Annotated in this window: 13 protein-coding genes; 10 read left to right on the top strand and 3 right to left on the bottom strand. The window is 72.1% G+C overall.

The genetic code is table 11. The annotated features are described in order from the left end of the window. Positions 1-98 precede the first annotated feature (98 nt). Entirely contained in the window at positions 99-1,559 is a 1,461-nt protein-coding gene (locus ACZ592_RS11230; protein WP_471581245.1) for an aminopeptidase P family protein, read from the top strand. Between the two features lie 73 nt (positions 1,560-1,632). Here ACZ592_RS11230 and ACZ592_RS11225 read toward each other — a convergent pair whose 3' ends face one another. Beyond that, positions 1,633-3,243 carry an MFS transporter gene (locus tag ACZ592_RS11225; protein ID WP_471581244.1) on the bottom strand — a complete coding sequence of 537 codons (1,611 nt, stop codon included), beginning with the start codon at positions 3,241-3,243 and terminating at the stop codon, positions 1,633-1,635. After that, complete coding sequence (locus tag ACZ592_RS11220; protein ID WP_471581243.1) at positions 3,243-3,824, bottom strand: carboxymuconolactone decarboxylase family protein; 582 nt, start codon at positions 3,822-3,824, stop codon at positions 3,243-3,245. Before ACZ592_RS11220 ends, ACZ592_RS11225 begins: the two co-directional genes overlap by 1 nt. 41 nt (positions 3,825-3,865) lie before the next feature. Between ACZ592_RS11220 and pdxR the strand changes: the two genes are divergently transcribed. Continuing rightward, entirely contained in the window at positions 3,866-5,494 is a 1,629-nt protein-coding gene (pdxR, locus tag ACZ592_RS11215; protein WP_471581242.1) for a MocR-like pyridoxine biosynthesis transcription factor PdxR, read from the top strand. Positions 5,495-5,561: 67 nt separating this feature from the next. Next, positions 5,562-6,107 (top strand): nitroreductase/quinone reductase family protein, encoded by a 546-nt coding sequence (locus ACZ592_RS11210; RefSeq protein WP_471581241.1) that lies wholly within the window; start codon positions 5,562-5,564, stop codon positions 6,105-6,107. Positions 6,108-6,154: 47 nt separating this feature from the next. Here ACZ592_RS11210 and ACZ592_RS11205 read toward each other — a convergent pair whose 3' ends face one another. Further along, positions 6,155-6,652, bottom strand: coding sequence for an ATP-binding protein (locus ACZ592_RS11205; protein WP_471581240.1), 498 nt, complete (start codon positions 6,650-6,652; stop codon positions 6,155-6,157). A 314-nt stretch (positions 6,653-6,966) separates the two neighbouring features. Here ACZ592_RS11205 and ACZ592_RS11200 point away from each other — a divergent pair, with 314 nt between their 5' ends. The 7 genes from ACZ592_RS11200 (at position 6,967) to pheA (ending at position 14,494) form a co-directional block, all read left to right on the top strand. Continuing rightward, a complete protein-coding gene (locus ACZ592_RS11200) occupies positions 6,967-7,869 on the top strand; it encodes a hypothetical protein (protein WP_471581239.1) in 903 nt (300 codons plus the stop codon). Positions 7,870-8,095: 226 nt separating this feature from the next. Next, entirely contained in the window at positions 8,096-8,821 is a 726-nt protein-coding gene (locus tag ACZ592_RS11195; protein ID WP_471581238.1) for a YcnI family copper-binding membrane protein, read from the top strand. Positions 8,822-8,920: 99 nt separating this feature from the next. Continuing rightward, on the top strand, positions 8,921-9,598 hold the full coding sequence (locus tag ACZ592_RS11190; RefSeq protein WP_471581237.1) for an SCO family protein: 678 nt from the start codon (positions 8,921-8,923) through the stop codon (positions 9,596-9,598). Beyond that, entirely contained in the window at positions 9,595-10,116 is a 522-nt protein-coding gene (locus ACZ592_RS11185) for a copper chaperone PCu(A)C (RefSeq protein WP_471581236.1), read from the top strand. Before ACZ592_RS11190 ends, ACZ592_RS11185 begins: the two co-directional genes overlap by 4 nt. Before the next feature lie 14 nt (positions 10,117-10,130). Continuing rightward, positions 10,131-12,134: a copper resistance CopC/CopD family protein gene (locus ACZ592_RS11180; RefSeq protein ID WP_471581235.1), complete on the top strand. Its 2,004-nt coding sequence runs from the start codon at positions 10,131-10,133 to the stop codon at positions 12,132-12,134. An 11-nt stretch (positions 12,135-12,145) separates the two neighbouring features. After that, the gene (efeB, locus tag ACZ592_RS11175; RefSeq protein ID WP_471581234.1) at positions 12,146-13,399 is read left to right on the top strand and encodes an iron uptake transporter deferrochelatase/peroxidase subunit; all 1,254 of its coding nucleotides are present in this window, start codon (positions 12,146-12,148) and stop codon (positions 13,397-13,399) included. Between the two features lie 159 nt (positions 13,400-13,558). Continuing rightward, positions 13,559-14,494, top strand: a complete 936-nt coding sequence (gene pheA, locus ACZ592_RS11170; RefSeq protein ID WP_471581233.1) for a prephenate dehydratase — start codon at positions 13,559-13,561, stop codon at positions 14,492-14,494. Positions 14,495-15,132: the final 638 nt, after the last annotated feature.

The following is a 15,132-nucleotide window of genomic DNA, read 5'->3' as shown; positions in this document are numbered from 1 at the left end:
CCGCGGCCACCCTCGGTAAGTGGCCTTCCGGCCCTGGGACCCCTTCCGTACGCACGTACGATGGAAGACGGCCCAGTGTCGTACATAGGAGGCAGATCGTGTCGGACTCGCTCAACCCGGAGACCCCGGAAGAGACGGAAGAAGAGCCGATCAAGCAGCGCAAGAACGGCCTGTACCCGGGCGTTTCCGATGAGCTTGCCGAGAACATGAAGTCCGGCTGGGCCGACACCGAGCTGCACGACCTGCGGCCGATCGCGCAGGCCGAGAACACCGCCGCCCGCCGCGCCGCGCTCTCCGCGCGCTTCCCGGGCGAGCGCCTCGTGATCCCCGCGGGCAACCTGAAGACCCGCTCGAACGACACCGAGTACGCCTTCCGCGCCTCCGTCGAGTACGCGTACCTCACCGGCAACCAGACCGAGGACGGCGTCCTCGTCCTGGAGCCGAGGACCGGCGGCCACGACGCGACGATCTACCTGCTGCCCCGCTCCGACCGCGAGAACGGCGAGTTCTGGCTGAACGGCCAGGGCGAGCTCTGGGTCGGCCGCAGGCACTCCCTCACCGAGGCCGAGAAGCTGCACGGCATCCCCGCGTCCGACGTGCGTGAGCTGGCCGACGCGCTGCGCGAGGCCACCGGCCCCGTCCGCGTCGTGCGCGGCTACGACGCCGGCATCGAGGCGGCCCTCACCGACAAGGTCACCGCCGAGCGCGACGAGGAACTGCGCGTCTTCCTCTCCGAGGCCCGCCTGGTCAAGGACGAGTTCGAGATCGGCGAGCTGCAGAAGGCCTGCGACTCGACCGCGCGCGGCTTCGAGGACGTCGTGAAGGTCCTCGACAAGGCCGAGGCCACCAGCGAGCGCTACATCGAGGGCACGTTCTTCCTGCGCGCCCGCGTCGAGGGCAACGACATCGGCTACGGCTCGATCTGCGCCGCGGGCCCGCACGCCACCACCCTGCACTGGGTGCGCAACGACGGTGCCGTGCGCTCCGGCGAGCTGCTCCTGCTCGACGCCGGTGTGGAGACGCACTCGTACTACACCGCGGACATCACCCGCACGCTGCCGATCAACGGCCGCTACACCGAGCTCCAGAAGAAGATCTACGACGCCGTGTACGAGGCCCAGGAGGCCGGCATCGCGGCCGTCAAGCCCGGCGCCAAGTTCCGCGACTTCCACGACGCCTCGCAGCGCGTGCTCGCCGAGAAGCTGGTCGAGTGGGGCCTCGTCGAGGGCCCCGTCGAGCGCGTCCTGGAGCTCGGCCTGCAGCGCCGCTGGACCCTGCACGGCACCGGCCACATGCTCGGCATGGACGTCCACGACTGCGCCGCCGCGCGCACCGAGGCGTACGTGAACGGCACGCTGGAGCCCGGCATGTGCCTGACCGTCGAGCCCGGCCTGTACTTCCAGGCGGACGACCTGACCGTGCCGGAGGAGTACCGCGGCATCGGCGTCCGGATCGAGGACGACATCCTCGTGACGGCCGACGGCAACAAGAACCTGTCGGCCGCCCTGCCCCGCACGTCCGACGACGTCGAGGCGTGGATGGCGCGGCTCAAGGGCTGAGTCCCGCAGACGTGCCGAAGGGCCGGTCCCCTGCTGGGGACCGGCCCTTCGGCGCTTCCCGCCGGACGTTCCCTCACCGCTCGGTGCGGCGGGGGAAGCCCAGCGCCACCAGCGCCGTCGCCGCGACGCCCGCCGCGGCGACGAGGAGGGCGGTGCGGGCGCCGTCGGCCGTGGCCGCCGCCGAGGAGTGCGCGCCGAGGCCCGCCACGCCGACCAGGACCGCGAGGCCCACCGCGCCGCCGACCTGCTGGGCCGTGGACGCCATGCCCGATGCGATGCCCTGCTCGTGGCCCGCGACACCGGCCGACGCGGCGCCGAACATCAGCGTGTAGCCCGCGCCCTGGCCGAGGCCAAGGACCAGGAAGCCGGGCACCAGCGCGACGTAGGAGCCGTCGGCGCCCATCGCGAGGGCCACCAGGGCGGTGCCCGCCGCGCCCAGGGCGAGACTGCCGGTCATCGCGGTGCGGGTGCCGAGCCGCGTGGTGATCCGGCCCGCGAGGAGCGAGCCCGCGGTGATCGCCAGCATCGGGACGAGGTAGGCGAGGCCGGTGCGCAGGGCGCTGTAGCCGAGGACGCTCTGGAAGTAGAGCGTCAGGAAGTAGGCGAGGCTGCCGATCGTGGCCATGAAGAGGAATGTCACGGCCATGCCGGTGCGCAGTCCCCGGCCGCGGAGCAGCCGCAGGGGCATCAGCGGGTCACGGGTGCGCGCCTCGGTCAGGAGGAAGCCGGTGAGCAGGGCCGCGCCCGCCGCCGCGGGGAGCACGACCGTCGTGGAGAGCCAGCCCGACTCCGGGCCCTGGACGAGGGCGACGACCAGGCCGGTGACGCCGAGCGTCGAGGTCAACGCGCCCGGCAGGTCGATCCGGCGGCCCGCCCGCGCCGCGGTGTCCGGGGCGATGAGGCGGAAGGCGGCGGCCACCGCGATCAGGGCGAGGGGCACGTTGACGTAGAGGACCGAGCGCCAGCCGAGGAGCTGCGTCAGTACGCCGCCGAGCAGCGCGCCGACGATGAGTCCGCTGCCGCCGGCCGCTCCCCACACCGAGTAGGCGCGGTTGCGTTCGCGCCCCTCGGCGAAGAGCGTGCCGACGAGGGTGAGCGTGGCGGGGAAGAGGAAGGCGCCGCCGACGCCCTGCACGGCGCGGGCCCCGATCAGCAGGCCGGGTCCGGTGGCGAGGCCGCCCGCCAGCGAGGAGGCGCCGTACAGGCTCAGGCCGAGCACGAACATCCGGCGCGGCCCGAAGAGGTCGCAGGCCCGGCCGCCCAGGAGCAGGAAACCGCCGAAGGCGACGGCGTACGCGCTGATCACCCACTGGAGGTGCTGCACGGAGAAGCCGAGGCCGCTGCCCATGTCGGGGAGCGCCACGTACACGATGTTGTAGTCGACGGAGATGATCAGCTGGGCGAAGGCGAGGAGGGCGAGGGTCGCCGCGTCGGCGGCGCGGCGGGTGGGGGACGGGGCGGTGGGGGACGGGGTGGTGGGGGCCGGGGCGGCGGCCGGGGCTGGGGCGGCGGAGACCGGAGCGGCGGCCGGGGCGGCCGGGGCTCGGGCGGCGGAGACCGGAGCGGCGGCCGGGACTGGAGCGGCGGAGACCGGAGCAGCAGCCGGGGCGGCAAAAACTGGGGCGGCGGAGGCTGGGGCGGCGGCCGGGCGTGAACCGGACGCCGCCCCAAGGGTGGTGGCCATCAGTGGGCCACCCGCTCGTCCTCGCCCGCGACCTTGCCGGTGCTCAGGGCGATGCGGTTCCAGGTGTTGATGGTGAAGACCAGGGCGAGGACGCGGGCCAGCTCCGACTCGTCGAAGTGGCGGGCCGCCTCGGCGTAGACGTCGTCGGGGACACCGCCCTGCGAGACGAGGGTGACCGACTCGGTCAGGGCGAGGGCCGCCTGCTCCTTCGCCGTGAAGAAGTTCCTGGCCTCGCGCCAGACACCGATCATGTGCAGCCGGGCCTCGTCCTCGCCGGCCTTGCGGGCGTCGCTGGTGTGCATGTGGAGGCAGTAGGCGCAGCCGTTGAGGAGCGAGGCGCGGATCTGGATCAGCTCGACCAGGGCCGGGTCGAGGCCGTCGCGGGCGGCGGCGTCGAAGCCGATCAGCGCCTTGAAGGCCTTGGGGGCGGCCTTGGCGAAGTTGAGGCGCGGGGTGGGGGCGTGGGGAGTGTGGGCGGTGGCGGCGGCCGGCGTGGTGGTGGCCGTCTGCGAGGCGGTGGCGGTGGTCTGCGAGGCGGTGGCGGTGGTCTGCGAGGCGTTCGTGTGGTTCGTCATGACCATGAATCTACGGTCCGGAAAGACCTCGGCTAGGGTGCATTTCCATGCCGGAATCATGGGTCAATTTCGCGGAGCGCCTCGGCAGTGACCTGCACGTGGACCTCTCGGGGCCCGGCAGCCGCCGGGCCGTTCTGATCCGCGCGCTGCGCGACGCCGTGCGCGAGGGGCAGCTCGCCCCCGGCACCCGCCTGCCGCCCTACCGCTCGCTCGCCGCCGACCTCGGCCTGGCCCGCAACACGGTCGCCGACGCCTACGCCGAACTGGTCGCCGAGGGCTGGCTGACGGCACGGCAGGGCTCGGGCACCCGGGTCGCGGAGCGGGCGGCCCCGCCCAAGCGTCCGCGACAGCCGAAGCCCGCCCCCGCGCGGCCCGCCGCTCCCGCGTACAACCTGCGCCAGGGCACGCCCGACGCCGCCTCCTTCCCCCGCACGGCCTGGCTCGCGGCGGCCAGGCGCGCGCTGGGCGCCGCGCCCAACGAGGCGTTCGGGCCCGGCGATCCACGAGGCCGCGTCGAACTGCGCAGGGCGCTCGCGGACTATCTGGGGCGGGCGCGCGGGGTGCGCGCCGACCCCGAACGGATCGTGATCTGCTCCGGGTTCGCGCACGGACTGCGGCTGCTCTTCGCGGGGACGCGGGGCGCGGGCGGCGGGGTGCTGCGCGGGCCTTTCGCCATGGAGTCGTACGGGCTCGGCTTCCACCGCGGGATCCTGGAGGGTTCCGGTGTACGGACGGTGCCGCTGGGCCTGGACGAACAGGGCGCGCGCGTCGAGGAGTTGACCGACTCGCCGCGGGGGTCGCGGGGGCCGCGGGGATCGCTGGAGGAGCCGGGGCCGCGAGGGCCCCGGGTCCGTGGCGTCCTGCTCACGCCCGCACACCAGTTCCCGACCGGAGGACCGCTGCACCCCGCCCGGCGCGCGGCGGTCGTCGACTGGGCCCGCACCACCGGCGGGGTGATCCTGGAGGACGACTACGACGGCGAGTTCCGTTACGACCGCGAGCCGGTCGGCGCCGTGCAGGGCCTGGACCCCGAACGGGTCGTCTACCTCGGCTCGGTCAGCAAGAGCCTGTCCCCCGCCGTGCGCATCGGCTGGATGGTGCTGCCCGGACACCTCGTCGACGGCGTGCTCGCGGCCAAGGGGGAGCGGGAGGCGTGGGCGAGCGTCCTGGACCAGCTCACGCTCGCCGACTTCATCGCCGCCGGGCAGTACGACCGCCACATCCGCCGGATGCGCCAGCAGTACCGGCACCGCCGCGACCTGCTCGTCACCGCGCTCGCCGAACGGGCCCCGCACATCACGGCCACCGGCATCGCGGCGGGCCTGCACGCGGTGCTGCGGCTGCCGCCCGGCACGGAGGCCTCCTCGGTCAAGGCGGCGGCCTGGCAGGGGATCGCGCTGGACGGCCTCGCCGGATTCCGGCATCCGCGGGCCACGATGCCGGCCGTGGACGGCCTGGTCGTCGGGTACTCGACGCCGACGGAGCACGCGTACGGGGCGGCAGTCGAGGCACTGCTGCGGGCGTTGCCGCCAGGGGACGGATTCGAGCGGGGCGCTTCGGGTGGGGGCGCTTCGGGTGGGGGCGCTTCGGGTCAGGGCGCCTCAGGTGCGGGCACTTCAGGTGCGGGCACTTCAGGTGCGGGCGGTTCGGATGATCCCCCTGGCCTGGGGAAATAGGGCTGCCTGGTGGGTCGTTGAGGCGGGAGAGCAGGCAGGGCACAGTCGATACGGGAGAGCGCGGACCATGAGCGGCGACGACGGAATCAACAACGCCAACCCCTTCAACCGGCGCGTCATCGAGGAGTTCCGTGCGAACGGGGGCCGGGTCGGCGGGCCGTTCGAGGGCGCGAGCCTGCTCCTGCTGACCACGCGCGGCGCGAGGAGCGGGCTGCCGCGGACGACTCCGGTGGTGCATCTGCCGGATCCGACCCTCGGTCGCCTCGTCGTCTTCGCGTCCAACGGCGGCTCGGAGAAGGCCCCCGGCTGGTACTACAACCTCGTCAGGGACCCCTCGGTCGTCGTCGAGGTCGGCTCCGGGCGGTACGCGGCACGGGCGGTGCCCGTCGACGCGGGCGAGCACGACGAGTTGTGGCGCCGGCAGATCGCGCGGGACCCGGACTTCGCGGAGTTCCGGGACCGGGCCCCGCGCACGATCCCGGTGATCGCGCTGACCCGCGAGGGTCAGGAGGACGCGGCGGGTCCGGCGGCGGTGGACTGGGCGGATCCCCATGCATCCGGCTCATCCGCCGCCGTGCGCGCTGTGGTTGGTCGCCGACGACCGGCGGAGTGAGGCGCCGCGTTCCCCGAGGAGCGGTCACGGCGTTCCCCGGGAACCGCTCACGCCGTCATCAACGGCACGTCCTCACGCCACTTGAGGATCTTGTCGAAACTGATCACCGCGCCGCCCCTGCCGCCCGGCTTGTTGCCGAAGTGGACGTGATCGGCGAGTTCCCTGATGAGGTACAGGCCCCGGCCGTGCTCGTCCGTCTCCGACGCGGGCGGCCGGGGCGCGGGGCGGCCCCCCGACGTACCCGGTGCGCCGGCCGCTCCGGACGGGCCCGCGCCGGGAAATCCGGGCCCGGAATCGGCCACCTCGATGCGGCACTTCTCGCCGTCCAGATAAGCGGTGACGCGGTACCCGCCGACCGCGGCCCCGGGCAGGCCCGCGCCACCGTGCTCCACGGCGTTGGCGCAGGCTTCGCTGAGGGCGACCGACAGGTCGTAGGAGACGTCCGGGTCCACGCCCGCGGTCTCCATCGTGCCGATCAGCAGGCGGCGGGCGAGCGGAACACTCGCGGCCTCGCGCCGCAAATGGAGAGACCACCAGATGCTCATGCTCCAGCCTCCTGGCTGCGGCTCGACATACCGATACGTATTGCCGCCCGCGCCCCCGGATAAGCGCTCAGGTGACGTGATACCGCCCATACGGCGGACGCGCGGCCCCCGCCGGACGGTGTAAGACCTGCCGTGCTGTCGTGCACGGACCGCCCCAGGGCGAACCGGAACCCCCTGTCCGCCGACCGGAACCACCCCCGCCACCGGCCAGAGCCACCCCCATCACCCGGCCAGAGCCACCCCCATCACCTGGAACAGGACCTTCCGGACCTGCCGTATGCGGCGGGTAAGTCCAGTGCGATGATGTCCCGGCCATGACTGCCCCCCATCAGCGCCAGCCGCGCGACGGAGCCGATCTCCGGCTGCTGAGGGCCGCGACGTTCGCCGCGGTCTGCGTCGTGCTGTCCGCCGGGGGCCATGTGCTCGCTTCCTGCGCCACCGTCCCGCTGTGGACGCTCGGCGCGGGCTTCGCCGCCGTCCTCGCGGTCGCGCTGCCGTTCGCGGGGCGGGCCCGCTCGCTGCCCGGCATCGCCGCGCTGCTCACCGCGGGACAGCTCGGCCTGCACGTCCTGTTCGGCCTCGGCCAGCACGGCGCGACGGCCGGCGCCGCGGTCACCCAGAACGGGGACGCCACCCTCGTCGAGCGGGCCGCGCGCCTGGTCTGCGGGGCGGGCGTCGCGACGATCACGCCCGCGCAGGCGCACCGGATCCTCACCACCGCGGGGCTCGGCCCCGGCGGCGCGAGCCGTTCCGGATCGGGGCACTCCGCGCACCTGCACGGGCAGTCCGCCGCCGCGGGGACCACTGGGGACCCGGTGTCCGCAGCCTCCGGCGGCCACGCCATGGGCGGCTCCATGAGCTCCATGGGCTCCATGTCGCTCCTGCCCTCGCTGCCCATGCTCCTCGCGCACGTCCTCGCGGCCCTGGCGGCCGGCTGGCTGCTGCGCCGCGGCGACCTCGCGCTGGTCCGCCTCGTGCGGCTCGCCGACGGGGCTCACGGAGTCGCCGAAGGGGCGCTCGTACGTTCCCTGCGCTCGGCTCTCACTCTCGTACGCGCCCTGCGGGCGGGCCTGCCCGGCGCGCCCGAGACGACCGGCCCGCGCCCTCCGCGCACCGCGCTGCTCGCGCCGCCGGGGCCGCGCACGGTCGCACTGGAGGACGCGGTCATCCGGCGCGGCCCACCGGCCCGCCCCCTCGACGTCGAACTCGCCGCCTGACGCGACGCACTCCACACACAGCACACGCAGTACGGGAAGCGCTCCCTCACGGGGACGCACTCCACACCGCTGTACGGAGGGGTCGCCCGGCGCGCACGCGCGCGTGCCCCGACGGCCGCGCCACCCCTCGTATTCAGTCCCGTATCCAGCCTCGTAACCGTGCCCGGCACGGCGCACCGCGCGTCACGTGCCGATCACCACTGACGAAAAGTGGAGTGTTCCTGTCATGAAGATGTCCCGTATCGCCGCCGCAGGCACCGCCGCCGCCTCTGCCGTCCTCGTCCTCTCGGCGCCCGCGTTCGCGCACGTCAGCGTCTCCCCGGAGGGCCAGGCCGCCAAGGGCGGTTACGCCACGGTCAACTTCAAGGTGCCGAACGAGATGGACGACGCCTCGACCAACAAGCTCGAGGTCTCCTTCCCGACCGACCACCCGCTCGCCTCCGTCATGACGCAGCCCGTCCCGGGCTGGAACGTGAAGGTCACCAAGTCCAAGCTCGACAAGCCGCTGGAGATGCACGGCGAGAAGATCGACGAGGCCGTCTCCAAGGTCACCTGGACCGCCGACGGCAAGGGCATCCAGCCGGGCACCTTCCAGAAGTTCCCGCTCTCCCTCGGCCAGCTGCCCGAGGACGCCGACGAACTCGTCTTCAAGGCCGTCCAGACGTACGACAACAAGGAAGTCGTCCGCTGGATCGAGCCGCAGCAGAAGGGCCAGGAGGAGCCGGAGCACCCGGCGCCCGCCCTCGCGCTGACCGCCGCCACCGACGAGCACGGCGCAGCGGCCGGTGACACGAAGGCGGACGACAAGCCCGCCACGTCCGAGAACGCCTCCTCCGACTCCTCCGACAGCAGCGACACGACCGCCCGCGTGCTCGGCATCGTGGGCATCGTCGTCGGCGCCGCGGGCGTCGCCTTCGGCGTCCTCGCCGGCCGCCGCCGCGTCACCGGCTGACCCGTCGGCGGAGCCACCCTCGGGGTGCGCCGACGCGGCACACAGTCGCCCCGGTGCACCCCGGCCCCCTCACATCTGGGACATTTTCGTATGCGCACCATGAGCTCGAAGAGCTACGCGAAGAGCACCAACAAGAAGCTCGCCGCCGCTGCCCTGCTGGCCGCGGCCGCCCTCACCCTGACCGCCTGCGGCGGCGGTGACGACAGCGGGAAGCCGGTCGCCGACGTCTCGGCCGAGACCGACTCGGGCAAGGCCGCCACGGTCCTGGACAAGCCGTTCGAGAAGCCGAACCTCGTCCTGACCGACACGCACGGCAAGAAGTACGACCTGCGCGAGGAGACCAAGAAGCAGCCGACGCTGCTCTACTTCGGCTACACGCACTGTCCGGACGTCTGCCCGCTGACGATGAACAACATCGCGGTCGCCAAGAAGGCCCTGCCCAAGGCCGACCAGGACAAGCTGAAGGTCGTCTTCGTGACGACCGACCCGAAGCGCGACACCCCCGCCGAGCTCGGCAAGTGGATCAAGGGCGTGGACGCCGACTTCACCGGCCTCACCGGCGACTTCGCCACCATCCAGGCAGGCGCCCGCCAGCTCGGCATCACCATCGAGCCGTCCAAGAAGGACAAGAACGGCAAGATCGTCTCGATGCACGGCACCCAGGTCTTCGCCTTCTCGCCGAAGAACGACGCGGGGTACGTCATGTACAGCGAAAAGGCCACCGCAGGCGATTACACCAAGGACCTCCCCAAGCTCCTCAAGGGACAGAACCCGTGAACCACCGCACCACCAAGCACCGTGCGCTCCTCGGCGGGGCCGTGGCGCTGACCGCCGCGCTCGCCCTGGCGGGCTGCAACGACGACTCGGGCTCCGACGCCGGCTCCGGGAACGCCGCGAAGAAGCCCGAGCTGAAGGTCAGCGGGGCCTACGTCCCCGAGCCCACCATGGACGACATGGCGGCCGGCTTCTTCACGCTGACCAACAAGGGCGGCGCCGACAAGCTCACCTCCGCCACCAGCGACGCCGCGCGCGCCGTCACGCTGCACAGCACCAAGGGCGGCGCGATGAAGGAGGAGAAGTCCTTCGACGTGCCCGCGAACGGCGAGCTCGACTTCGCGAGCGGCGGCAACCACCTGATGCTCGAAAAGCTCAAGCACAAGCCGAAGAAGGGCGAGAAGGTCGCCCTGACACTGCACTTCCAGAAGTCGGACCCGATAACGATCGAGGTCCCGGTCAAGGAAGCGACGTACAACCCCGAGCAGCACGACGCTGACGCCTCGCACAAGTCGCACTGAGGGACGGACCGTTGATGCAGACCATCGCTTCCCGCTCCAGGAACGCTCCCGGGTCCAGGACCGGGACCGGGGCCGCGCCCCGCCTCTGGCGGCTCGTCCTGGTGCTCCTCGCCGCGACCGGCGTCTTCTTCGCCGGCGCCGCGCCCACGTCCGCGCACGCCGCGCTGACCAGCAGCGACCCGAAGCAGGGAGCGGTGGTCGAGCAGGCCCCCGACCAGGTGAAGCTCACCTTCTCAGAGAAGGTGGCCATGTCGGACGGATCGGTGCGGGTCCTCGACCCGTCCGGCAAGCGCGCCGACACCAAGAAGATGACCGACCTGGGCTCCAACACGTACGGCGTGAAACTGCGGCCCGGTCTGCCCGACGGCACCTTCACCGTCGCCTACCAGGTCGTCTCCGCCGACAGCCATCCCGTCTCCGGCGCCTTCACCTTCTCCATCGGCGCGCCCTCCGACACCAAGGTCGCGCTGCCCGACCAGGAGGCAGGCGGCGGCCTGGTCGGCGTGCTCTACGACATCGTGCGCTACTTCTCCTACGCCGGGTTCATCCTGCTCGTCGGCGGCGCCGCCTTCGTCCTCGGCTGCTGGCCGCGCGGCGCCGGGGTGCGGCCCGTGCAACGGCTTGTCACCTCCGGCTGGGTCGCGCTCACCGCCTCCACGCTCGTCCTGCTGCTCCTGCGCGCCCCCTACACCGGCTCCGGCAAGCTCGCCGACGCCTTCGACATGGGCAAGCTCGGCGACGTGCTCAACACCAAGACGGGCGCGGCGCTGGTCTCCCGGCTGCTGCTGCTCGCCGCCGCCGCGCTGTTCATCGCGGTGCTCTTCGGCGCCTACGAGAAGCGCGAGGACCCGAAGGAGAAGAAGGACCTCACCTTCGGCCTGGCCATCGGCGGCACCGTCGTCGCCCTTGGCATCGCGGCGACCTGGGCGATGGCCGAGCACGCCTCGACCGGCATCCAGGCGGGCATCGCGATGCCCGTCGACGTCCTGCACCTGCTGGCCGTCTCCGCCTGGCTCGGCGGGCTCTCCGCGCTGCTCGTCGCACTCTTCCGCACGTCCGCGGTGGACGTGTCGGCCGTGCGGCGGTTCTCGACCGTGGCGTTCACCAGCGTCGTCGTCCTGGCCGCGACCGGCACCTACCAGGCGTGGCGGCAGGTCGGCTCGTGGTCGGCGCTGACCGGCACGGCGTACGGGCAGCTGCTCCTCGTCAAGATCGGCCTGGTCGTCGTCCTGGTGGGCGTCGCCTCCGTCTCTCGACGCTGGACCGGCCGGATCACCGCCGAGGCGGGCGGCCTGGCCCCCGAGGCCTCGGCCGCCACCGTCGTCGAACAGCACGCGAAGCAGACCTCGAAGCAGGCGTCGAAACAAGCCTCGAAGCAGGCCTCGCAGAAGCCGCAGAAGAAGCCGGTCACCGTGCCCGCCTCCACCGGGGACACGGACGACGACTCCGAGCGCTCCGCCCAGCTGGCGCGCCAGCGGGCCGCCCTGGACACCGCCCGCGAGAAGCGGCTGCGCGACGCCGACCCGCAGCGCTCGGGCCTGCGCCGCTCGGTGCTCACCGAGACCGCCGTCGCCGTCGTCCTGCTGGCCGTGACGACGATCCTCACCACCACCGAGCCGGGCCGCACCGAGGAGGAGGCCGCCAACGCCACCTCCGCGGCGGCGGCGCAGCGTTCGGGCCCGCTCCAGCTCAAGGTGCCGTTCGACACGGGCGGCACGGACGGCAAGGGCACCGTGCAGCTGGACCTCGACCCCGGTCGCAGCGGCAGCAACACCCTGCACGTGTACGCGAAGCGCCCCAACGGCAGCGCCTTCGACGTCCCCGAGGTGAAGATCTCCTTCACCCTTGAGTCCCAGGACGTCGGCCCGCTGCCGGTCGCCCCGGACCACATCGCCACCGGGCACTGGAGCGCGAGCGGCGTCCAGATACCGATGGCAGGCAAGTGGAAGATCGCGGTGACGGTGCGGACCTCCGACATCGACCAGATCACCGTGAAGAAGAACGTGCAGATCGGCTGAACGGAACCACCATGGCGGACAACGGCTTTTCCAGGCGGCGGCTGCTCGGCACCGCGGGCGCGACCGGTCTCGCGCTCGGCGCGGCGGGCGGCGCCGTCGGGTATGCCGCGGCTTCCTCGTCCGACGCGTCCGCGCCCTCGGGCCCGGCCGGTTCGTCGTCCGCGCTGGCGTCGCTGGGCGCGGACGAGGTGATGTTTCACGGGAAACATCAGCCCGGCATCACCACACCGATCCAGTCCCGCGGTCATCTGGTCGCCTTCGACCTGTCCGGGGGCGCGGGCCGCAAGGAGGCGGCGGCCCTGCTGCGGCGCTGGTCGGCGACGGCGGAGCGGCTGATGGCGGGCAAGCCGGCCGACGGCGCGGACACGTCGGTCGCCCGGGACGCGGGGCCCTCCTCGCTCTCCGTCACGTTCGGCTTCGGCGCCTCCTTCTTCTCCCGCACGGGACTGGAGAAGCAGCGGCCCACCGCCCTGGACCCGCTGCCCGACTTCTCCTCGGACCACCTCGACAAGGCGCGCAGCAACGGCGACCTGTGGGTGCAGATCGGTGCGAACGACCCGCTCGTCGCCTTTCACGCGTTGCGCGCGGTCCAGCAGGACGCGGCGGGGACGACGCGGGTGCGCTGGCAGATGAACGGCTTCAACCGCTCGCCGGGCGCCACCGCGCGGCCGCTGACGACCCGCAACCTGATGGGCCAGATCGACGGCACGAACAACCCGAAGCCCTCGGAGAAGGACTTCGACGAACGGATCTTCGTGCCCTCCGACGCGGACCCCGCGTGGATGGCGGGCGGTTCCTACGTCGTCGTACGCCGCATCCGGATGCTCCTCGACGACTGGGAGAAGCTCGGTCTCAAGGAGCAGGAGACGGTGATCGGGCGGCACAAGTCGGACGGCTCACCGCTGACCGGCGGCACGGAGACGACCGAGCCGAAGCTCGAGAAGACGGGCTCGGACGGCAAGGTCGTCATCGCGCTCAACGCGCACGCCCGCATCACCCGGCCCGACCAGAACGGCGGCGCCGCGATGCTGCGCCGCCCGTTCTCGTACCACGACGGCTTCGACGACAAGGGGGAGCCCGACGCGGGGCTGCTCTTCGTGTGCTGGCAGGCGGACCCCACGCGCGGCTTCGTCCCGGTGCAGCGCAAGCTCGACCGGGGCGACGCCCTTTCGGAGTTCATCCGGCACGAGGCGAGCGGCCTCTTCGCGGTGCCTGGCGGGGCGGCGAAGGGCGAGTACGTGGGACAGCGGCTCCTGGAGGCGTAGGTTCCGGGCCGTCCGTCCGGCACGGACCGCCCACCTTCTTAAGGAGGCGCCCGCCTTCGTAGGCGTGTACGTGAATCGGTTCGTACGCGCGTACGTGAGGCGGGCGCCGCTCCGTGAGACGCGTGAGCCGCGCCACGTCCGGCCCATTAGGGTGACGGTATGTCGGCGACGCGCTATACGTACCTGGGCCCCGAAGGCACCTTCACCGAGGCGGCCCTCCGCACGCTGCCCGAGGCGGCGGCCCGGGAGCTCGTCCCGATGGTCTCCGTGCCCGCCACGCTGGACGCGGTCCGCAGCGGCGAGGCGGCGGCGGCGCTGGTGCCGATCGAGAACTCGGTCGAGGGCGGCGTCACCACCACCGTCGACGAACTCGCCAAGGGCGAGCCCCTGATGATCTACCGCGAGGTCGTCCTGCCGATCGCGTTCGCGCTCCTGGTGCGTCCCGGCACGAAGCTCAAGGACATCAAGACGGTGACCGGCCACCCCGTGGCCCAGCCCCAGGTCCGCAACTGGCTGGCCGCCCACCTGCCGGACACCCTGTGGGAGTCGGCCGCCTCGAACGCGGACGGCGCCCGCCTCGTGCAGGAGGGCCGCTTCGACGCGGCCTTCGCGGGCGAGTTCGCCGCGGCGACGTACGGCCTGGAACCGCTGGTCCGCGAGATCCACGACGCGGCGAACGCCGAGACCCGGTTCGTCCTGGTCGGCCGCCCGGCCCGGCCCGCGGCGCCGACCGGCGCCGACAAGACCTCCGTCGTCATCTGGCTGGGCGACGACCACCCCGGCGCCCTGCTCGAACTGCTCCAGGAGTTCGCCGTGCGCGGCGTCAACCTCATGCGGATCGAATCGCGCCCGACCGGCCAGGGCATCGGCAACTACTGCTTCTCGGTGGACGCCGAGGGCCACATCACGGACCGCCGGGTCGGCGAGGCCCTGATGGGGCTCAAGCGGATCTGCCCGCAGGTGCGCTTCCTCGGGTCCTATCCCCGGGCCGGGGTGGCCACGGAGGACGTCAGGACGCTGCGGCCGGGCACGTCGGACACCGAGTTCGTGGCGGCATCGGACTGGCTGACGCGCTGCCAGGACGGCCGTTTCTAGCCACCGCAGGCGCTCCCGCCCGCCGATTCCCCACACCCACCCGTCGTTGTCGCGGTCCCGGCTGCCCATTTCTGCGGTCCTACCTGCAGATTTACGTTGTCCACAGAAGTTATCCACAGGCGCGCGTCTCGACCTGGGGACAAGTCGACAACGAAGCGCGACATGGTCGACAAATCGGCCCACAGCACCCAAGTCCGTCCACAGCCCCGCACGTCACCCCTCGTCCACTCTTTTCTATTGATCAACTCTTTAGAGCGAGTCATTTCCACTCGAAAGTGGGTGCGTACGTGGTTTAGGAAGGGAATCCTTCGTCGGTCACACGGCTTTCGGAACAAGTCCTTCCGGCATCCACAGATCTTTCGCACACCCTGTGGATAACCGTCCGGAGGCGCTGGTTCCTGTGGACAACCACAGTGGAAAAGGTGCCCAAGTCCCGGTCCGCACAAGGGGTTCCGGTCAAGGGGGCGAGCGCGCTCTGCCCCCTTTCGGGGAATGTCGCCCCTTTTATTGACCGAACGCCGACGCGCGTACGGCGGAGCCTTTCCGGCCGTCCCGATCTTGACTCGGAACCGTCACCACCGGGAATTCACATTCCGGCAAACCGGGCATAACGTACACAATGGAATATCGAGTCGTGG

This window comes from Streptomyces sp. NPDC040622 (assembly GCF_055593965.1).
The sequence above is the reverse complement of the archived record's forward strand: the minus strand, read 5'-3'. Positions and strand labels throughout refer to the sequence as shown.